The organism is Lactobacillus sp. UMNPBX19 (assembly GCF_002553805.1).
In the GTDB taxonomy this organism is placed as follows: domain Bacteria; phylum Bacillota; class Bacilli; order Lactobacillales; family Lactobacillaceae; genus Lactobacillus.
Genome location: NZ_PCYR01000006.1, coordinates 64,296 through 85,040, shown reverse-complemented (window position 1 = coordinate 85,040; position 20,745 = coordinate 64,296). Strand labels below are relative to the sequence as shown.

The 20,745-nt window shown below is 38.6% G+C and carries 16 protein-coding genes and 2 pseudogenes; 2 read left to right on the top strand and 16 right to left on the bottom strand.

All coding sequences use genetic code 11. From position 1 onward, the window contains the following. Together CP370_RS03210 and CP370_RS09950 are read right to left on the bottom strand one after the other, a co-directional pair. Nucleotides 1-4,042: YSIRK-type signal peptide-containing protein (locus tag CP370_RS03210; RefSeq protein ID WP_098046667.1), on the bottom strand; the 4,042-nt coding region annotated here is incomplete at its 3' end. A 115-nt stretch (nt 4,043-4,157) separates the two neighbouring features. After that, nucleotides 4,158-4,986, bottom strand: a pseudogene (locus CP370_RS09950) (IS30 family transposase); the annotation flags it as partial. 147 nt (nt 4,987-5,133) lie between these two features. Here CP370_RS09950 and vat(E) point away from each other — a divergent pair. After that, nucleotides 5,134-5,778 carry a streptogramin A O-acetyltransferase Vat(E) gene (gene vat(E) / locus CP370_RS03200; RefSeq protein ID WP_087712743.1) on the top strand — a complete coding sequence of 215 codons (645 nt, stop codon included), beginning with the start codon at nt 5,134-5,136 and terminating at the stop codon, nt 5,776-5,778. A 130-nt stretch (nt 5,779-5,908) separates the two neighbouring features. Here the strand turns inward: vat(E) and CP370_RS03195 are convergent, their stop codons facing one another. Further along, nucleotides 5,909-6,175, bottom strand: a complete 267-nt coding sequence (locus CP370_RS03195) for a hypothetical protein (protein WP_002328812.1) — start codon at nt 6,173-6,175, stop codon at nt 5,909-5,911. A gap of 190 nt (nt 6,176-6,365) precedes the next feature. Then, nucleotides 6,366-7,496: pseudogene (locus tag CP370_RS03190) on the bottom strand (IS30 family transposase). A gap of 810 nt (nt 7,497-8,306) precedes the next feature. On the opposite strand from CP370_RS03190, the gene CP370_RS09840 reads away from it, so the two are divergent. After that, on the top strand, nt 8,307-8,468 hold the full coding sequence (locus tag CP370_RS09840) for a hypothetical protein (RefSeq protein ID WP_180707232.1): 162 nt from the start codon (nt 8,307-8,309) through the stop codon (nt 8,466-8,468). Nucleotides 8,469-8,700: 232 nt separating this feature from the next. Here the strand turns inward: CP370_RS09840 and CP370_RS03185 are convergent, their stop codons facing one another. The 12 genes from CP370_RS03185 to rlmD all read right to left on the bottom strand — a co-directional run bounded on the left by CP370_RS03185 (nt 8,701) and on the right by rlmD (nt 20,726). Beyond that, nucleotides 8,701-9,303: a hypothetical protein gene (locus tag CP370_RS03185; protein ID WP_087712741.1), complete on the bottom strand. Its 603-nt coding sequence runs from the start codon at nt 9,301-9,303 to the stop codon at nt 8,701-8,703. Between the two features lie 12 nt (nt 9,304-9,315). Then, on the bottom strand, nt 9,316-11,286 hold the full coding sequence (locus tag CP370_RS03180) for a DUF262 domain-containing protein (RefSeq protein ID WP_087712740.1): 1,971 nt from the start codon (nt 11,284-11,286) through the stop codon (nt 9,316-9,318). 1 nt (nt 11,287) lies between these two features. Then, nucleotides 11,288-14,632, bottom strand: a complete 3,345-nt coding sequence (locus tag CP370_RS03175) for a DEAD/DEAH box helicase (RefSeq protein WP_087712739.1) — start codon at nt 14,630-14,632, stop codon at nt 11,288-11,290. Next, complete coding sequence (locus tag CP370_RS03170; protein ID WP_087712737.1) at nt 14,632-15,714, bottom strand: Eco57I restriction-modification methylase domain-containing protein; 1,083 nt, start codon at nt 15,712-15,714, stop codon at nt 14,632-14,634. Before CP370_RS03170 ends, CP370_RS03175 begins: the two co-directional genes overlap by 1 nt. Further along, a complete protein-coding gene (locus CP370_RS03165) occupies nt 15,698-16,294 on the bottom strand; it encodes a methylase (protein ID WP_233186310.1) in 597 nt (198 codons plus the stop codon). Before CP370_RS03165 ends, CP370_RS03170 begins: the two co-directional genes overlap by 17 nt. 178 nt (nt 16,295-16,472) lie before the next feature. Beyond that, nucleotides 16,473-16,676, bottom strand: coding sequence for a helix-turn-helix transcriptional regulator (locus tag CP370_RS03160; RefSeq protein ID WP_087712734.1), 204 nt, complete (start codon nt 16,674-16,676; stop codon nt 16,473-16,475). A gap of 9 nt (nt 16,677-16,685) precedes the next feature. Continuing rightward, nucleotides 16,686-17,120: a hypothetical protein gene (locus CP370_RS03155; protein WP_087712733.1), complete on the bottom strand. Its 435-nt coding sequence runs from the start codon at nt 17,118-17,120 to the stop codon at nt 16,686-16,688. 54 nt (nt 17,121-17,174) lie between these two features. Then, nucleotides 17,175-17,681, bottom strand: a complete 507-nt coding sequence (locus tag CP370_RS03150) for a hypothetical protein (protein WP_087712731.1) — start codon at nt 17,679-17,681, stop codon at nt 17,175-17,177. A 103-nt stretch (nt 17,682-17,784) separates the two neighbouring features. Next, entirely contained in the window at nt 17,785-18,108 is a 324-nt protein-coding gene (locus CP370_RS03145; RefSeq protein ID WP_087712730.1) for a DUF3841 domain-containing protein, read from the bottom strand. Nucleotides 18,109-18,110: 2 nt separating this feature from the next. Continuing rightward, nucleotides 18,111-18,941 (bottom strand): restriction endonuclease, encoded by an 831-nt coding sequence (locus tag CP370_RS03140; RefSeq protein WP_369821753.1) that lies wholly within the window; start codon nt 18,939-18,941, stop codon nt 18,111-18,113. Nucleotides 18,942-19,118: 177 nt separating this feature from the next. Beyond that, nucleotides 19,119-19,259: a hypothetical protein gene (locus tag CP370_RS09835; protein WP_180707233.1), complete on the bottom strand. Its 141-nt coding sequence runs from the start codon at nt 19,257-19,259 to the stop codon at nt 19,119-19,121. A gap of 114 nt (nt 19,260-19,373) precedes the next feature. Then, the gene (rlmD, locus tag CP370_RS03135) at nt 19,374-20,726 is read right to left on the bottom strand and encodes a 23S rRNA (uracil(1939)-C(5))-methyltransferase RlmD (protein WP_087712727.1); all 1,353 of its coding nucleotides are present in this window, start codon (nt 20,724-20,726) and stop codon (nt 19,374-19,376) included. Between the last annotated feature and the right edge of the window lie 19 nt (nt 20,727-20,745).

Sequence of the window (20,745 nt, the reverse complement as noted above, 5' to 3'; positions counted from 1 at the left end):
TGTAACCTTTAAATTCTGGAGCTGAGTATCTTTCCCACTTAGCAGTAGACCATTCACCCACAGATTTGATTTCCCCAGTAGGTGCATAAAGAATCACTTCCCGTGTCACTGTTGCTTTTTGGACAACTTTTTGGTCAGTTCCGTTTGGCTCGTGGACAATAATTGTTCGAGTAATGTCCTTGGTTTCTTGCTTTGGGGTCTCATTAGCTGTATAGCTAATCTCAACAGTTGTATCCTGAGTGTCCTCGTTCACAGTAGTTTCATCAATTTGAGCTGGGGCTGGAGTGTAACCTTTAAATTCTGGAGCTGAGTATCTTTCCCACTTAGCAGTAGACCATTCACCCACAGATTTGATTTCCCCAGTAAGTGCATAAAGAATCACTTCCCGTGTCAATGTTGCTTTTTGGATAACTTTTTGGTCAGTTCCGTTTGGCGTGTGGACAATAATTGTTCGAGTAATGTCCTTGGTTTCTTGCTTTGGGGTCTCATTAGCTGTATAGCTAATCTCAACAGTTGTATCCTGAGTGTCCTCGTTCACAGTAGTTTCATCAATTTGTGCTTTGTCTGGAGTGTAACCTTTAAATTCTGGAGCTGAGTATGTTTCCCACTTAGCAGTAGACCATTCACCCACAGATTTGATTTCCCCAGTAGGTGCATAAAGAATCACTTCCCGTGTCACTGTTGCTGTTTGTTTAACTGTTTGGTCAGTTCCGTTTGGCGTGTGGACAATAATTGTTCGAGTAATGTCCTTGGTTTCTTGCCTTGTGATCTCATTAGCTGTATAGCTAATCTCAACAGTTGTATCCTGAGTGTCCTCGTTCACAGTAGTTTCATCAATTTGAGCTGGGGCTGGAGTGTAACCTTTAAATTCTGGAGCTGAGTATCTTTCCCACTTAGCAGTAGACCATTCACCCACAGATTTGATTTCCCCAGTAGGTGCATAAAGAATCACTTCCCGTGTCACTGTTGCTTTTTGGACAACTTTTTGGTCAGTTCCGTTTGGCTCGTGGACAATAATTGTTCGAGTAATGTCCTTGGTTTCTTGCTTTGTGATCTCATTAGCTGTATAGCTAATCTCAACAGTTGTATCCTGAGTGTCCTTGTTCACAGCAGTTTCATCAATTTGAGCCGGGGCTGGAGTGTAACCTTTAAATTCTGGAGCTGAGTATGTTTCCCACTTAGCAGGATTCCATTCACCCACAGATTTGATTTCCCCAGTAGTTGCATCAAGAATCACTTCCCGTGTCAATGTTGCTGTTTGGATAACTTTTTGGTCACTTTCGTTTGGCGTGTGGACAATAATTGTTCGAGTAATGTCCTTGGTTTCTTGCTTAACACCATCGACATAAACCTTTCGACTATCTTTAACTACTTGCCCATCAGCATAAGTATGACTGTAAGTGACAGTGTATACCCCCGCCTTAGTCAAGTCGACCTTATCAACCACAGCGGCCGTAGCAGCCCCTGGAGCTTGGTATTCATAACTAATATCCACGTCCGTCTTTGGCAACTTTTCTAGTTGATCGCGCGTCTTACGCTGTCCTGCGTCATCAGCAGCATAAATCTCATCAATCATTGAAGTGGTGTCCCATGGCTTAGCATTTGGATCTGCCACATAGTGTTGATCCTTATTTAAAATAATAGCAGGCACAGCTTGAACTTGGATTACCCAGGTAGATGGGTCATTATAGACAGGTCTATCATCATCAACACGTTTTGCCAGTGGCAGGGTGACGTATGCATAGAATGGCATTTCCTGAGCTTTACCGTTGTTGTTAGCATACTTGACCGTGTAACCATGGTTAGCAAAAATTTCTTGAATTTTGCTTAGGTCAATAAAGTATTGCGCACTGCCATAAACAACCGATGGTAAGTGCCCTTTTGGTAGTGAATCCATATTGAATGATCCCTTATAGGTTGGGAAGTTGCTAATTTTTAAGGCATCCCACCCATTTGGCATATCTTTGGAAATTTCCTTAACGAGCTTCCAGTCTGATTCACCAGGTTGTTCCCCCATGAACTCAGTCGGAAGCAAGACTACCCGCTTAACCTCGCTTAAGTCCTTCTTCACAGTTGTAAAGTAAAGATCTGCCCAGTTTTGAGTGAAACCCTTACCATAGTCGTTAATATGTGGAGAGAAAGTTAAGGATGGGGTTCTGGCAGACAGCTGACCGGTATACTTAACTGGGATAACAAATTCAACCATATCATCTGGCTTGATAGCAACCCCTGTCATAGAAATATTAGTGGCTTGATCCCCTACATTGTTGTGAGCCTTGAGATATTCTGCCCAACTATTATAATAATTACCTCCGTCTTTAGGTCCATTAATAGCCCATTTATAGGACCAACCTTGTTGGCTCTTTAACTGCGGACCATCGGCACCTAAACGACTAGTATCAATTGCTATCGTTTTATTATCAGCAAAGTTAAACCAAAGTCCGGAGCCAACTTCTTTGTCACCATTGTGATAAATAAGGTGGTATTCTAAGCTATTTAAATCAATTTGGTCGACATTAAAGATTGATTGTGAATTACCATTGGCAGCCACATATCCTGTTACATATGTTTTACCATCTTTGCCTTTAGCAGTGTAGTAACCAATAGCATCACCATGTGTCATTTTAATCCAGTCTGAAGTAGTTCTCTGGGGATTATTGTAGATCCCAGTAGTAACAGTGTCTTTATCAGTTGTTGGCTTAGCTGGTGTTTCAATTTGAGCTGGATGTAATTCACGAAATTCTAATTCCAATCCTGGATACGAATTAAATCCATTAAAATAACTAGTCAGAAAAATACTAGTTGTTTGTTGTGTATTACCAATATATTTAACTGGAATTGTCGTCGAAATAGTATCATTAGCTTCAATAGGGTCGGTCATATAGAATGCTCCTACCTTACTGATGTCTTTGCCCATTTTAACCATTCTTTCGTAAGAATCATAGCTACCGCCGTCATGATTCAAACCAATTTGATATGTCTTACCTGATTTTCCATGAGCAACAATTCCATCGGTTCCCAGCCGGCTAGTATCTATTTGCATTACTTTTGTATCCCAGCCAAACAAAGTAGCAATATTCTTTTTAACGTCAGTGTTTTCAAAATCCACATGAACCTCTAAACTGTTAGGATCCAGTCGATTACTAATTATCAATGACTTAATTTTTTTCTGTGCATCCGCATATGAAGAAACGTAAATTTTGTTATCAAGCCCTCTAACTGTAAGGTAAAGTTTCAGTTTTCCTTGCTTTAACTGCATCCAGTCATTAGCCAAGTTACTTTGGTCGTTGATAATAGCAGTATTAGCTGATTTATCTGGAACCGTTGGATCTGGTGTTTCAGCAATAGGTGCTGCCTTCGCTACCTTCATTACTGGTCGTAGTCGTGCAGCCCATACCCGTACTTTAGACTTGGCGGTTGTCTTTTGTGTAGCTGGTTTTGCGTCGTTAGTCGACGTTACTTCAGTATCTTTTTTGCCGACATTGGTAGGCTTTTGCGGAGTTTCACTCGCATTTGTCCGCTTGTCTTTATCTTTTTCTTCAGCTGTAGTTGCTACCTTTTTTTCTTGATCAGCTGTAGTTGATGCAGCAGGAGCTGTAGTTGCTACCTTTTTTTCTTGATCAGCTGTAGTTGATGCAGCAGGAGCTGCAGTTGCTACCTTTTTTTCTTGATCAGCTGTAGTTGATGCAGCAGGAGCTGTAGTTGCTACCTTTTTTTCTTGATCAGCTGTAGTTGATGCAGCAGGAGCTGTAGTTGCTACCTTTTTTTCTTGATCAGCTGTAGTTGATGCAGCAGGAGCTGCAGTCCCTTCAGAACCTTGATGGTCTGCTACCTTGCTATCTGCTTGGGCAGTCTGACCAGTAGGTGTAGTATGTGTATTAGTTGGCATCGTATCGGCTAATACCGCATGGTTGCTATATAGCATAAAAGTTGTCCCCAACAATACTGATGCTGCTCCTACAGATAACTTCCGTATTCCCCAACGTTGCTTCCTTTCGGCAAGCTTTTGTTGGTAGACTTGATGATTGTTTTTCGAAACCATATCCGTTCCCCCTAAGCTCATAAAATATATATAGTTATTTTACTTTTAGTGTAGCACATATTTCGTATAAATCTATCAAAAAAAGACTTTCTAAATTTCAAGAATAAGTTAGTCACTAAGCTGAAATAAATAGCACTGACCAATTATTATTGGTTGATGAGAACGTGACATCTCTTGATAGAATGCTTTACAGTAAACATCCATTGCAGAACGTCCATTAAATATGGCTCGTGGATAGTGATTCATCCAGTTATTAGTCGCTATAATCTAGGCACTACTATAATCATTAATAGCTTGGCCCTTAGTAATCTCCTTCCGGAGAAAACGATTATTGATTTCATTGGATCCACGTTCCCAAGGGGAATACGGATCAGCATAGAAAACATGATCGTGAACTTGTGTTAACTCACTAAATTCTGAACCGTTGTCAGAAGTAATTGTTTTAAAAATGCGATAGTAAGCATTCTTGCCAAGCTTCTGACGCAACTCAACAAAAAATGATTCACTGCATATGCAGTTTTATTGGTGATTTTTCTCGTAATATTAACCCGTGAAAAACGATCAGTCATTACTAGAACAACGCTATCCTTGCCATCTTTATGACCTTGAATAGTGTCTAGTTCCCAATGACCAATTTCGGACCGTTGGTCCGCAACCTGTGGACGTTGAGCAATGTTAGGTCCTAAGCACTTTTTGGCTTGTGGATGAGATTGATGGTGTTTACGTTTAGTTTTCTCAAAAAGGTCCAAGTTAGACGTACGGAATACACCATCATTAATCCACTGATACAAAGTCACAACAGACTTAGGGATCAGTGAATCATCACTCATCAAATCACGTGCCTTATAAATAGCCGCTTGAGGAGAGTAACGATGCTCATCAAATTCACCAAGCATTAATTGGTCGGCCAATTGTAAAAAACGCTTTGAGCGGTAATATAAACGAGGACTCCAGGACACCTTGGAAGCATCATTTATTTGAGTTAGTTACATATTATATGTACGAAGGCATTTCATTTACACAAGATTCTTGACGCTACCAATCTTCTAGACTATAATTAAAATCAAATAACTCAATTCGGAGGTACTAACATGACCATACCTGACGCAAATGCAATTTATCCCAATCCAGCCATCAAAGAGGTTGTCTTTATCAAGAACGTGGTCAAAAGTCCCAATATTGAAATTGGGGACTACACCTATTATGATGACCCAGTAAATCCCACCGATTTTGAGAAACACGTTACCCATCACTATGAATTTCTAGGCGACAAATTAATCATCGGTAAATTCTGTTCTATCGCCAGTGGTATTGAATTTATTATGAACGGTGCCAATCACGTAATGAAAGGTATTTCAACTTATCCATTTAATATTTTGGGTGGCGATTGGCAGAAATATACTCCTGAACTGACTGATTTGCCGTTGAAAGGTGATACTGTAGTCGGAAATGACGTGTGGTTTGGGCAAAATGTGACCGTCCTACCAGGCGTAAAAATAGGTGACGGTGCCATTATCGGAGCAAATAGTGTCGTAACAAAAGACGTCGCTCCATATACAATTGTCGGTGGCAATCCAATTCAACTCATCAAACCAAGATTTGAACCAGAAGTTATTCAAGCATTAGAAAACCTGGCATGGTGGAATAAAGATGTTGAATGGATAACTGTTAATGTTCCTAAACTAATGCAAACAACGCCCACAGTTGAATTGATAAACAGTTTAATGGAAAAATAAAAGCAAAAAAGGCCGTGCAAGCAATCCAAGAATGATTGTTTACACGGCCTTTACTATTTAGTGAATCCAATTTATTAATAATAGATATGATATACCAGTAAAAAATACACTAGCCACCTCTGGCGGTACTCTACTCGTATATTTTATTTACGACCTTCTGATGATAAAGGTCACTTCCCTGTCCCCAGAAAATAAAGCTTAGTGAAACATAAACGACAGCCAATATTATATTGAAAACATCGAATTTCATGTTATTAGTGAGCATCATTCCAACGATAAAGGCAATTGCTAAAAATGGAATAATTGCGCCTAACCAAACATGTGAATTGTTACCTAGCACATATTTCTCAAGAATCAGAGAGGCGATTGAAACTACAATAAAAATAATCCCTAACATAATTACACCCCCATAATTAATTCAGCGTATATTATGTTAACACTAATAATTTTCTGAAATAAAGGGAAATGTCTTTGAAAACGTCTCCAAGAAACAATTCAACACTTTTTTGCCATCTTATTGGATAATTAACAGTACTGGGGGATTTTTAATCTTGTCCTAAATTTCAAGAATAAGTTAGCCACTGGACTCAAATAAATAATACTGACCAATTGATTATTGGTTGATGGAGCTGTGATATCTCTTGGTAGAAGGCCTTACGATAGATATCCATTGACGAATGTCCATTAAACATAGCTCGTGGATAGTGATTCATCCAATCATTAGTCGCTATGATCTGAGCACTACTATAGTTATTTATAGCTTGGCCCTTAGTAATCTCCTTCCGGAGAAAACGATTATTGATTTCATTGGATCCACGTTCCCAAGGGGAATACGGATCAGCATAGAAAACATGATCGTGAACTTGTGTTAACTCACTAAATTCTGAACCGTTGTCAGAGGTTATTGTCTTAAAGATGCGATAGTAAGCATCTGTGCCCATTTTCTGGCGTAAATTTATAAAGAACTGATTTACTGCATGCGCAGTTTTACCAGCAATTTTTCTCGTAATATTAACCCGTGAAAAACGATCAGTCATTACTAGTACAACACTGTCATTACCGTTTTTCTGTCCCTGAACTGTATCTAGTTCCCAATGGCCAATTTCGGACCGTTGGTCCGCAGTTTGAGATCGTTGAGCAATATTAGGCCCTAAACACCTTTTAGCTTGCGGATGAGTTCGATGATGCTTACGTTTAGGTTTTTCAAAGAGGTCTAAATTGGATGTACGAAGCACACCCTCATTAATCCATTGATATAAAGTTACAACCGACTTTGGGATCAGGGTGCCATCATTCATTAAATCTCGAGCCTTATAAATAACCGCTTGTGGGGAGTAATGGTGGTCGTCAAATTCACCAAGCATTAATTGGTCGGCCAATTGTAAAAAACGCTTTGAGCGGTAATATAAACGAGGACGACCGGACCGTTGGTAGCATTTAAGATAAATATTCTGACCAGCTTCATAACTGTAGATGTGATAAGAGTAATCGTAAGTCTTACCATTGAATTTTTAACGACGAATTTGGCGAACTGTACCACGTTTAAGCTCATTATTAATGGTTTGGTGGTTCACTCCTAATTGACGACCGATTGCGCGATTGGAAAGTCCTTGCGACTTTAAAATCGCAATCATCACTCGCTCTTCTTTAGTAAGGTGTGCATATTTGCGATGAGTGGCCAAAAGGTTAGTGGGCATGGTATCATTTAAGTGCGTCATTTGACTGACATCCTTTCATATAGGTTTGATTCACTTAATATGATACCTGATGTCACGCCGAATGGCGTTTTTGCATTTACCACCAATTAGGTGGCTAACTTCATTCTATAATCCACCACTTCAAAAATAGTTTTTTTGAAGTCATTCATTATATAAATGCAAGATCATTTAATGAGCAGTTGGGTTATAGTCGTAAACTTGATTAGTGCGAACCAAATTTATGATCGTTCTATTTAAATGATTAGCACATGCAATAAGAGCCACCAAATTAGTCTATTTTCGCACCATCTATGTCTGCCTTCATATCAACTTTTACACACATATTCACTACCCTAATCAACACGACCTGCTAAACTGGACATTAGCATACTCGACTATCGAAATAGGACATTGAACACTCGGCCTGCTATCCCCAAATAGAAAAAGTGTACTAATTCCAATCACCAAAAGAGGAATTAGTACACTTTTCATCTATCAAGAATGCCGGCATACCAGCGTTTACAGGCTATTTATCTGTACGTTCAAGGACCGTAACAGACTCAACATGTGGCGTCCGCCTTATCCTAATCACACATCACCTCAAACGTTGTGGTAGTGCAGTTTGTTGCAGTATTCTAGGGATGAATTTCTACAGCAATTTAACTAAGATGAGTGCTTGCTTATCATACCCAGTCTCACTATTTTAGCATTTCATCAACTAACAGGAACTCCATGAACGCTACTATGTTATAGCGTACTTAGTGCCTGTCGAGTGCGCTATAACAATATGCTACAATTTAGTTATTGAATACTACAAGGGGTGAAATAGCAATGAGCATGTTTAAACTAATCAGTAAATGGAATAATGCTTCAGAGACTTTTCGAGCTCAACAATACATTCTTAATTTGGCTAAGGAAGAAGATCTAGTAAAGATTGAAGAAGCCATCAAGCAACGTCGAGAAGAGTTAGCTAAAAAGGAGTCGAGGCAATAGCAGTGGGAAATGTTACACCACTATCCACATTCCGAGCATACTAAAAGACCGTCCCGTTAACTTTAGCAGATTGCGGACGGCCTTTTATCAGCCTAAGTAACTAAGCAGCTATCTTTAAGGCTGCTCAGTTTTCTTTGAACATTAATATTCTAGCCATCAGTGACAAATACACGTAACCTACCTTGATTTTTGCTACGTGATCTAAAAACAATCAGCAAAACTTACTACACACTCAATATGGCTCTTCCTTGCCATCAGCTGCTAAATTTGCTTTTATCGTGTCATAGGTTTGTTTATTCTCTTCATTTGAAGCTGTTGTATCCAAAATTAGCACTGCATCAACAATATCATATATTTTTTCTGGATTATTATTAAAATCATTGGTGGTTATCAGGATGTTCTTTCTAGCCTTAGAGTTTGTCAATACTTTTCTAAATTTATCCAGTTCTGAAATATCACTTATCACTGTTTGGACTGGATGAAAGATAGCAAAGTCCTTATTGTCATTAAATCGAAAGTCCCTATGTTTTTTCCATTGCGTGAACTGAATATTCAAACCGTTAATTTTGAAAATATCTTTTAAATTAAAACGAGGTAATGGTTTGCGAAGTCCTTGCTCCAAAAACCTTTTTTCATCCTGTACTCTTGTATTGCCTATTACGAGTGTACCATTTTGGTAATTTGGCAAATCATTTAAAATTCCGAAAGCTAATAATACTTTATCATCGTCAAAGTAACCTCTTATCAAAATATTGTGGATGTTTTGATTCGCCATTAAATCACAGAATTTATCAACAAATTTTCGGGGCACCATTTTTTCAATAATCTCAGCCATATGTTAAACACCTCACTTAATCGTATACGATACTTCATCCGCAATGTCACAGATTTCGGCAATCTTAGAAATCAAGGCTAAAACCACATTAGCTGAGAAGTTGGTTTCAATACTAGTTCCATTGTCCAATATTTCTGGCACCCGTTGACTAGCAAACAGCATCTTATTCAATGAGCTGTCACCTTTAATCTTCTCATAGTTGCGACTATCCAATTGCCAAATATACTCCATAAAACTAATCAACATCTTGCGCCAAGAATCGAGTGAAATATCTTCGTCACTGATAGTTAATCTAGTTGGCTTTTTACCAGTAATATCAATTGACTCGGTAATTGTGTGCTCTCCAGAGATATCCTCCACTTGAAGCGTATCAACCGGTCTAGGAAAAATTGAGATTAATTCTTGGGCAAGTTGTTCTGTTCGCTTAACGATACTTTCTTTATTCCAAGTTGGATACTCGGCTGCAATTTCTCGCGTTAAACTGACATTGGATGTTTGGTAAACTTCCTTCTTCTCACTGTACACTTTATTACCCATTTCCTGGTTATACTTAGTTAACGTTAAGTTGCCAATCACACCACCCATTTCCTCATTGATCCGGTTAGCATTAGGGAGTTCAATTCGCCAATCATTGTTTAGCCGTTGTGGCATAATGTGTTCAACCTGGGCATCGTCAAAGTCGATGGTTTCCTTAGTCCGTGACTCCTCTAGAACCACTAACGCTAATTTGGCTAAATTATTTCGTAGACTGTACAAGTTAACATTCATCAGACTGTCTGCAAATTTTTTATCATCCGGGAAGGAGGCATTTAGTAATGAAACTAGCCTTGCACGATAATCACCAACTGCCTTTGCCTTATCGCATAAGGCAATTACCATGCGATTTAGCCCATTAGTAGGAAGTTGGCAAACCTTCAGTCGGAAGAGGTAGCTTTCCATGATCTGAGCGACTTCAATCACATCATCTTGGCTAACTTCACCTGTTGAGGTCATCTCCAGCATCATGAAAAAGTAAGGATAAACCACTCGACTGTCCATGGCATTAATGTGACGCAAAATTGGATTTAACTCCTGAATTCCGGTCTCAGCATGGATCAATTGATCATAAAAAATGGCAAACCGATACAGATCGGCTAGGGCTTCTTCAGAGTCCAACCCCTGTCCATGGTAAAACTCCTTATAAAGCGGATAGATTTTAGTTTTATTAATCATCTTGTGCATCTTCATCGTTAAGTAAAATCTGATGAAATCTGCAAAGGTATTGGTTGTGAAAATTCTCTCCATTTTAACCCAGTACTCTTGGTATAGGCGAGATTGTTTATCTGAATCTAGCTTCATTAATAGAAAGTTACGCACCAAGTCGGATGCAGACAAGGATACCCCTGTCGAGTTCAAACTTTCAAAAATCACCTGCGGATTCTCATCTTGCACATCATTAGTCAGCTCTATATAAACCATATTGAAATGGTTCAAGGCCTCATAGAGTTCCATACTTGAGAATTCGGATTGTTGGATCCGCTTCTTGAAATATTGATAGTTTTTGACTACCTTAGAAGGCTCATTATACTGATCGAGTCGGTCATTCATCACGGCCTCAAAGGCTTCCATATCATGAGCAACGGGTTTCAACTTGAGATGATTATTTTCTTCCAGATATTTGTTGGTCAAATACTGCTCTTGAATCTCTGCCCGCACTTGATCATTTACATCAGCTAAGGACTTCAAAAGAAGCATTAAACTCATTAACCGTTGTTGACCATCAATGATTCGGTAAATATGACTCAGCTTCCGACCCGTTTCAGCAACATAGACCATTGCCCCGATAAAATGATCTTGATCATCCTCAGCGGCAATGGTCAGATCCTTAAACAGCTGGCTACATTGCTGCTCATCCCATTCGTAGTTTCGTTGAAAAACAGGAATTTCAAAGATGGTCTTTCCGTTTTCAAGGAAGTCAAACAAATGAATACTGTCTGCTTTCACCTTATTTCTCACCTCCAAATTCTTTTTGAATTACTTCTTCTAGCGTTCCATTCTTCGCATATTCGGCAGCATCAATTTGCTTGAAATGTTTACCAAGCACTGAATTCTTTAAGCCTTCGTCAAAACCAAAAATATAATTAGTTGCAATCAAGTAAATGATCCGAGTTGGAGCTAGACCATAAACTTGATGCTTCATAATATGCTCGATACGTTCCTGGTCATCCGGGAATAATTCCTTCATCTTCTCGTTTTGGAAAAGGCGCTTGACGATTTCCGTAATGTAGAGCCCAGACTTCATGTAAAGGTCCGCAAAAGTCTTATTAGGATCAGCAAAAATTCTTGGGTTATTAGCTTCTAAATCATCGACCATGTGCTTAACTACCGCTTTTGGTGTATAAATCTGATTGGTCTTTTGCGGCGGAATATAATCAAAAATATCTTCATCGTTATCTTCATTAAAGTAGTCGCTTAGCTTTTCCTTTAATTCCAAGAATTGTTGAATGGAATCGTTGAAGACTACTTCATCAAAGAGGTGCCCATCAAAGTGCTTCTTCTCACCACTAGCTTCGTCAACATAGTCGCCACCATCACGAAGAAAACGGAATTGATCTTCACTAATACCTGTTACTTCTTTAAAGACATCGTCTTCCGTGTAATCATCAAAGTTCTGCAAGGTTAAGTTTTCATCACCATAAGCCATAATGAAGCTTGGAATGGTCCGTGAAAAGCCACGTAAGTGAGCCCGCGCATCCTCTTCGACATTCTTCATCTTTTGCTCTTCTTGATGCTTTTCCACCCGTTCGATTACATTAGCAGGCGTATCAGCAACAGTCTTTTGAACTTGCTGGCGAGCTTTCTCAGTAAACTCTTGTAAGATAGCTTCCGACCTTGCTTCATATTCCTGATCTGCCTCATGCAGTTCATCTTCGCTCCGTGCAGCCGCTTGTTTCTGCTTGTAGTCAACTTCAGCTAACTTCTTCTTATCATTTAGTTCGTCAGCAAGTTGATGGAAGGCTTGCTCGGTATCCTTTTCTACTTGCTTTTGATAACGTTTAGCCTCAGACTTGCTCAAACCATAATCGTCACTAACCCGGTTAACGACTTCCTTACCGACAGAATCATTCAACTGCTTAGCAATTTCTTTAGCAGCAGATTTAAAGTCAGTTTGATCTGTATTGGTAACAGCATCGGCAACTTGCTGACCCATATCACTATAAACCTTATCACCAAACAAATCCTTAGACTTGCCAATCACACGTTCCTTAGGAATCTCAACTTCGCCTTGATCATTAACAGCAACGTCTTCTGCACCCTCAATTGCGTTCTGGCTTCGCTTACCCTTTTCTTCCTTAGCAGTTACCAAGCCATCCAAAATATTACGCACTTCAGTCGGTGCACTAAAGATGCGGCTAATATTAGTAAAGAGGAAGTTACTCATGAAACCACGCTTAACCACTTCTTGTGACTTCAAATGACGTGGAATTGACATCACTTGCTTAGCGTCTAATTCTACCATCTTGCCATCTTCATCTTCCCCAATGACTGGGAAGAAGTTCAATAACTGGCGAATATTAGCTTCGTGTTCCTCAGCAGTTCCCTTACCATTAGCTGTCTTTTCTAGTAGATTGTTGGCAAATTCATCAAAAATTGTCAGGGTTCGGGTAGGGTCAAAGTCAAAGACATAGGCATTTTGCTTTTGAACCAGTTCACCGTTCCGGTCAAAAGTGTATGGATTTTGTGCCCGGAAAGCAGCCTGCATGTATTCCGAAGGACTCTTCATACTAGAGAGCATTAGTACCCCTGACCAAGGCTTGATAGTTACCCCAGTTGTTAGTTGTCCTACACTGAGAGTGATTGTCTTATCATGAGTTGCAATTGCTCGCTGGACCTTATCGAAGGACTTTTCATTGGCTTGTTCTAGTTGATCTTCATTTAATTGATCATCATCAAGCTTACCATCGCCGGCAGCTAAGACAATTTCATATTCACCAAAGACATCGTGAACCTTTAGCTTTTTAGCTAGGGCCTTGGCACTGTCGACTCGATTTAATAGCCAGAAAGTATGAGCAAGTTCTTGGCGTAACTCTGGTGTTGAGAAGGGATACTTCTCTTGCTTGGTCAGAGCATCCAAGAAACGGTCGACGGCTTCATCGTAAACAAATTTACCATTTTCCTTTGTTCTGAAGAACTCGTTAAGGTCAAAGGCTGGGTCGACTTGATCACCATCATAGAGCTTAACCTTCCCCTTTAACTCGTCAGCCATCATTGCTGATACCTGGTAGGTGTACATGTTCAATTGAGGCATCACTTCATAAGGATTGCTACTACCTTCTTGATTTTCATCCCAGTCAAGTTTGGCTTGTTGTTCATCCGCATATGACCAGTTATAGATTTGGTCTGAAGCAAACTTACCCTTTGCCAAAGCTTTAAATGGTGTCCCAGTCAAATGCAGGGTGTACTTGCGCTTAATCTTATCGAAAGCTTTATCGGTCTTATAGGTATCTACTCCTTCATGGGCCTCATCAATTACCAACAAATCCCACTCAAGGTCACTAATCCATTTCAACTTATCGTAATTACCACCAAAGTAGACCGAGCCTTTTAGCCCTTGCAAACTTTCAAAGGCAATTTGACCGTACTCCTTGCCATCAGAGATTGTGTCGATGAATTCACTTCTTGAAAGTACAGGCCGCTTCTTCAGAGCATCAGTTTCACTCACAAACTTAAAGTTCGTCTGCCATGCAATGAACTTATCAAAATCATCGAACCAAGAATTGGCAATGCTTGGTCGATTAGTTACCACTAAGATATTTTGCATGTTCATCTGACGAACTAAATCGTAAGTGGTTAAGGTCTTACCAAAGCGAGGCTTCGCATTCCACAAGAACTCACTGCCTTCGCCGTGTTTAAGAAAGTAGCTTACCGTTTGGTCCACTGCTTGTTGCTGTTCTTTGCGTAATTCATACTGAGTACCATCAGTTCCTTGAATATCACTAAAATCACGTTCAGTAAACTTGTAGAAATACCGATGGGAAGTATCACCATCAACATGGAACCACTCGGTTTTCGGTTTGCGTTCAACATGTTGCTTACTGGTTAAGTAATAGTGAAAATCATGATCAGTAAAAGTCTCATCTGAGCCATCTTGATAACGCGCGTTACCTTTCCAGAGAATTTCAGCTTTCACATCCGCCGTATGGGTTTGTTGCTTAATTCGATCTTCAACAGATTGACGGTCGGTATAGCCAATCTTCGTCCATCCCCGGTGAGAGATATCATTAGGCGTGGTATAAGCATAAATCATGGGGATGATCTTTTTGAATGATTTAATTGTTGGTGTTTTCATTATTTGTCACCCCGTATACTGTTTACTCTATCATTTATATATTTGAATTCTTCTTGGCTAAAACCTATGAGATCGCAAAGTTGTTTATCAATTTCTTGAGTAAAATCAATCAAATTATTGTTATTTGTATAATCTAGTACATCAGGAACCCATTTTGCGAGAGACGATAATGCCTCGTCTGTTAATAAAAAAGTATATTTAATTACTTTAGATTCAGCATACTTCATAAAATTCTCGGCCTCATTCAACGTATCAAATGACCTCAATGCTACTCTTGATCTGCCAAAAGCCGAATAATTATCCATAATAGATATTTGGTTATCACGCTTCTGACCACCGGCATTTGCACTCGAAACTACCACTTGAAATTTACTAATATATTCCTTATTTTTTTTGATAGAGTCTAAATCAGCTAAAAACCATGTAGCTCTTCCAGCTTTACCAGCCTTATCATTAGAAAATAACTTTACATATTTTTTAGTATCGAAATTTCGTTTAAAAGGGTGAATTTTGTTAGGATTATCCTCTACAAAACTGCTTTCAATTCCAAATAGCGATCTTGGAAGTATCTCATCATGTAAATAATTTAATGAATACTTTTTTACAAACGTTGATATTTTTGTAATCATAGATAAATCGGCTGGATCCAACGGAAGTATTTGTTCTCCAGGATTATCTAAATCTAATCTTTTAGTTTTACCTGACTTAGAGTAAATGTACTTAAACCCAGAGGTAGTTTTATTCATATCTTTTACAACTATAGAAATTCCATCAGCAATTCCGACCTTATCGAAAATTTCATTTGCATCAGGATAAAACGTTACTTCTTTTAGGTGAGGGTCATTTATTTGGCTCAATCCAAAATTCTTCATTCCCTTTCCAGATTGCTGAATCCATCTACCACCTGGATAAATTAGAGAAACACATTTTCTTGTTACTTTATCAGCTTGTTCCTGAAACAATTGAAAAATATTTTTTACGCTTTTCTGACCATTCTTCTTACTTAACTCAGAAGTTTCTTCCTGATATGGCGGGTTCCCAATCACCACATCGAATTTAAATTGCTTATCTTCTCCGCTCATTTTCCCGTTCCTCCTTATAGACTTTCAATACATCACATAATGCGTATTCTTTTTCAGCTTCTGTCTCTAACTCATCAAACAAACTAAGTTGTCCCTCTGCAGCTCCCACATCGCCAGCATCACTATTATTGAATAATGACTTGTAGGTAAAGACTTCACGTTGAACCTTTTCATCAACTGGCCACCAATGGCTAAACTCAATCAGCTGGTCCTCGTTCGTAGTGTACTCAAGCGTATTTCCTTGGACTATATTAGTTGCAATCACAAACTTAGCTGCCTTATAGAATTCCGTCTTGACGCTCAGTTGCTTTTGTAGCTTTGCTTGGTAGTGGTTAATCACCACTTCTAACATTGCATCCCTTGCTTTAAGCAAATTATCTTGCAAAAGTTCAATCCCATAAATACTCATCAATGCCCAGATTGCTTGCTTGGGCCAGCTAGCCTTACTAACCCGCTGATCAAGATAAGTTAATCGTTGGTGCAAAATTTCAACTAAAAATGCGCCCTCGCCAGCACTGGGTTCTAAAAATGTTGCATGTATATCTTTAATCTTCTCCTGAATTGCTGGCTCGGCTAGCATTTTTTGCACCATCCATTTTGGGGTAAAAACTTCACCATGATTCTGGACTCGTTCTTTTGATTTAATTAATTCCGTGGATTCGGCTGTTTCTTGTAACTCATATTGTTTTGCTTCTACCGTGAATTCTTGCTCATCAAACAATGAGATTTCATTTTCTTCTGTTATGGGAATTCACCCCTTACTTTCTTTCAACTTCACAAATATCACTGATATCGCAATCAAGGGCGATACAGATTTTCAATAATACTTCGGTCGTAACATTACCATTACGGCCTAACTTAGCAATTGAAGCAGCACTAACGCCACTAGCTTCTTGCAGTTCTTTTTTCTTCATGCCACGGTCAATTAGTAGCTTCCATAGCTTGTTATAGCTAATTTGCATTTGGACCTCCTAGACTTCTTTTAAAAATCCTTCTTCATTTTCATAACTAATCATATTGATATCTTCACTTTTAAAATCTATATCACTTGGTAAATGATCCGGATTTTCAACAACAATTGTTTGGTACTTCTTGCCTCGTTCTATAAAAAGTTTAAAAATACCATGCTTCATACTTTCATTAGGATTGTCACTATATTTCTCTGATAGCCCCTCAAGTGGTGTATCGATAATTAAAAACTCTGGTTTGTATAAGGCATTCTCATTTATATATTTGCTCAAGGCCATAACTGTAACAGAATTCAGATATGATCTGAAACCTTTACCATGACTAACTGCTTTCTTTTTACCATTGATCATGATATCAAATGAAGTTTGACCAAAGGTGGCAACATGATGTTTAGGATAGTTTCCTTTCTCTAACAGACAATTTAAAATATCGCCCATATCATCATAAAAATTTTCTCCCAGCTCTTGTTTTGGCTTGAATTTAACATCCTTTTATGGTATTCCTTCATCCGTTAATTCGTTAATCTTCGATGTCCTTTTTCCTAATAAGTCATCAAAAACTTTAACCTTCGATACTACCTCTATCTGTTCTCGATAATCTTTTTCAGCTGTTTTTATTTTATCCAAGCGTGGATATAGCTTCTCATTAAGTTTTATTTGGATCGCATCACTTTCCTTTTCCAGCTCAGCGTATCTTTTTTGCAAAGAAAGCTTCTCCTCGGCAAGACTAGATGTTGCTTGCTCGAGATCGTTTAGTAAGGCTAGGGTTCTAGAGAGTTCTTTCTGAGCTGCTTCAACGTGCTTAGTTTCGCTTTCTACATTAATGACTGGCTGTCCACACACTGGGCAAAGTAAAGGTTCTTCAATATTTTCAAAGGCAACTTCCCCATCAACAATGAAGCTTAACCTTTTAATATCAGAAACATATTGCCCTTTCACCGACTCATACCTGGATAAGGTTACATCTGCTGCTACCAGATTGTCATTAAGCTTACTCATCTGGTTGAAGAGTCCCTTACTTTTAGTGAGTTTATCTGTTACAAGAGCGGATACTTCATCTAATTGCTTAGTTAAATTATCAAGTTCCGTCTGTATTTTTGGTTCATTTCCGTTGCTTTTTTTGTCTTAGCCGAGATTTTTTATCCTCCGCCATTTCTATTTGCCCAGAAATATAGTCTCTAACCCATCTAAAATCCGGACGTTGGTGTTTATAATCATGACTCCGATACCAGGTCCAGATGGGGTACGTTTCTCCTTTACTAGGTACTCCAATTTTCTTGATCATTTGCTGAATCATCCAATGATAAGCTCTTAAAAAATCATTGTCATCTTTTAAGTTAATAGAAAGGTCTAGATTGCAGAAAAACTCACCTTTATCCATAATTTCTAGATAAACATTATAAGGTCGCATTGTCCAAACAATCATAATTAATCCTGATCCAAGTAAAAGTCCTTCAATCGATAAGTAGTAACTGGTTCAACATAGTAGTTGTATTTTGCCACCAAGTCACAGATCTGATCGCCATTAATCAATGTGATGATACGAGTTCCTTCCCGAGCCACCCTAACTGCTTCCCTTGTAAAGTCGGAATTAGTAATAAAAATACCAAATTCAGCATTAAACTTGTCCATTGCCCCACGGAATTTATCAATCTCAGGGGCCGATACTTTACCCTGCCAACGCTTAGCTTGAAGGGCCACCCGTGTAGTCCGGTAGTCATCTGAACGAACATAACCAAAACCGTCGATGCCACCATCAGCTACATATTGAACACCCTTTTCATCATCGACATCTACTCCCATTTTGGTAAGTAACCCACGGCAAAAGAGCTCAAATTTTCTGGGATTCATCTTCATTAATGCATCCAATAACTGTTGGCGCCACGGTTCTTCTATTTCATCTGTGCCATCCTGATTATCTTCTATTTTATCAGTAACTACTTCATTTTTTGATTTGTGATGAGGAAACTTAGCTTCTGAAATAGATCTGACGTCCTTTTTTGCATCAAATTTATTAATATCTACGTTGCGTCCTTTTTTGGACAGTTCTAGCTCGTGTCCATTCTCCGTATTAATGAATCCAGCAAGGATCAAATGCTTAACCGCAAAGTTAAACTTCCATTGAAACGGATGATAAATTTTTCCACTTTTCTTCGAAGTTCGGGTTGCGTCAATTTCTTTTTCACTGAACACATCTGAGCCGTCACGAAGTTCTTGTAGTACTTGTTTTCTCGTAACCTGACCTCCCAAATTATGCATTGCGATAAGAATCTCTTTCATCGCTTTATTTTCTATTTCAATTTGTCGATTTGCCATCTTGTTTACCGCCTTAATAATCTTCAGGAATATTAATATTATACGTCGAGTAAACTACCGTTGTGCAGATTTTCTATTTTTTAATCGAAACAGTCAAAATTTAATAGCATACTCGTTAACTCAACTCTCAACGCTAAATTGACTGATTTTTGCGCCCTCTGTAAATGCTGTTATATCAATCTTTATTCCTACTTTCACTACCATAATCAATACGACCTGCCAAACTGAACGATCGTCTACTCGACTATCGAAATAGGACATAGAACACTCGACCCGCCAGCTTCAAATAGAAAAAGTGTACTAATTCCAATCGTTCAGAAAGGAAAAAGTACACTTTCAATCACCTATAAATGCCATTATAACGCGATTTGTCGGCTATTTTTCTGTACGTTCCAGCACCGTAACACTCTCGACATGAGGAGTTTGCGGGAACATATCAACTGGATCAATTTCGTCAAAGTCATAACCTTGTTCCTTGAAGAGTTGTAAGTCACGCACCATAGTTGCTGGATTACATGAAATATAAACAATCTTCTTCGGATTTGTTTCTACAGCAGCGTCAATAAATTCTGGAGTAAGTCCCTTTCTAGGTGGATCAACGAAGATAACATCAGTTTTTAACCCTTCTTTAGCCCAGCGCGGCATTACTTCTTCAGCTTTACCTACAACATATTCTGCATTAGTGATGCCGTTTAATTTAGCATTTGCATTAGCATCTTCAACAGCGGGCTTAATGACTTCCATCCCCCTCACTGCCTTAACATGCTTAGCCACGCTAAGCCCAATTGTACCAATACCAGAATAAGCATCGATTATGACATCATCCGGCTTAAGATCAGCTTTTTGAATAGCTAAATCATACAAACGTGGAGTTTGCAGAGAATTAATTTGAAAGAAACTTTGTGGAGAAATTTTAAAACTAACATCACCAATTTTATCGGTAATTTGTGGTTCTCCCCAAAGCAAGTAATCTTTTTTACCTAAGATCACATTCGTCTTTTTAGGATTATGGTTCAAAACTACGCTAGTTACGCCTTTGATCTCACTAATTTCTTTAGTAACTCCTTTTAATTGTGGAAAATCTTTATGCAAGCATACTAAAATAACCATAATTTCACCCGTTGCTTTAGAATGGCGAACTTCAAGATAGCGCACTTCTCCCTTATTCCGATTTTCATCATAAGCAGGCACATGATTATTTCTCAAAATGTCACGTACCTTAAGTAAAACCCGATCAATTTCTGGATCAGTAGTAAAGAAGTTAGTTAACGGCACCAAGTCATGGGAATGTTTTCTAAAAAATCCAATATCAAGCTTGCCATTAACTTCACGTACTGGCACTTGTGCCTTATTCCGATAACCTGTTTCTTCTGGACTAGGCATCGTTTGACCTACTTTAACATTATCTAAGTCTGCTTTATGTAGTAAATTAACAACTTGATTACGTTTAAATTCAAGCTGTTTATCATACTTAATGTGAGCAAGAGATGCTAAGCCAGTTTGAACCCATTGACGAAGTTTCACGTTAATCCGATCTGGACTCTCTTTTTTAATTTTTTCAATTTTAGCAAAAGCAAAATTTTTCTTTACTTTTAAAATTTTGGCAGAAACGATTTCACCAGGAAGTGCATTATTCACAAAAACAGTCATTCCATCTAGATGAGCAACACCCATTGCTTCATAAGACAAGTCTGTAATTTCTAAGTCAACTATTTGATTTTTTTGCATAATTCAATCCTCAATATTT

What these genes read in the sequence shown, in the direction of transcription:
- CP370_RS03140 (WP_369821753.1), bottom strand. Translation starts at nt 18,941, where the DNA reads ATGCATAATTTGGGAGGTCAGGTTACGAGAAAACAAGTACTACAAGAA.
- CP370_RS03150 (WP_087712731.1), bottom strand. Translation starts at nt 17,681, where the DNA reads ATGAGTAAGCTTAATGACAATCTGGTAGCAGCAGATGTAACCTTATCC.
- CP370_RS03175 (WP_087712739.1), bottom strand. Translation starts at nt 14,632, where the DNA reads ATGAAAACACCAACAATTAAATCATTCAAAAAGATCATCCCCATGATT.
- CP370_RS03195 (WP_002328812.1), bottom strand. Translation starts at nt 6,175, where the DNA reads ATGTTAGGGATTATTTTTATTGTAGTTTCAATCGCCTCTCTGATTCTT.
- CP370_RS09840 (WP_180707232.1), top strand. Translation starts at nt 8,307, where the DNA reads ATGAGCATGTTTAAACTAATCAGTAAATGGAATAATGCTTCAGAGACT.
- CP370_RS03155 (WP_087712733.1), bottom strand. Translation starts at nt 17,120, where the DNA reads ATGGGCGATATTTTAAATTGTCTGTTAGAGAAAGGAAACTATCCTAAA.
- CP370_RS09835 (WP_180707233.1), bottom strand. Translation starts at nt 19,259, where the DNA reads ATGTCCTATTTCGATAGTCGAGTAGACGATCGTTCAGTTTGGCAGGTC.
- CP370_RS03185 (WP_087712741.1), bottom strand. Translation starts at nt 9,303, where the DNA reads ATGGCTGAGATTATTGAAAAAATGGTGCCCCGAAAATTTGTTGATAAA.
- rlmD (WP_087712727.1), bottom strand. Translation starts at nt 20,726, where the DNA reads ATGCAAAAAAATCAAATAGTTGACTTAGAAATTACAGACTTGTCTTAT.
- CP370_RS03160 (WP_087712734.1), bottom strand. Translation starts at nt 16,676, where the DNA reads ATGCAAATTAGCTATAACAAGCTATGGAAGCTACTAATTGACCGTGGC.
- CP370_RS03145 (WP_087712730.1), bottom strand. Translation starts at nt 18,108, where the DNA reads ATGATTGTTTGGACAATGCGACCTTATAATGTTTATCTAGAAATTATG.
- CP370_RS03170 (WP_087712737.1), bottom strand. Translation starts at nt 15,714, where the DNA reads ATGAGCGGAGAAGATAAGCAATTTAAATTCGATGTGGTGATTGGGAAC.
- CP370_RS03165 (WP_233186310.1), bottom strand. Translation starts at nt 16,294, where the DNA reads ATGCTAGCCGAGCCAGCAATTCAGGAGAAGATTAAAGATATACATGCA.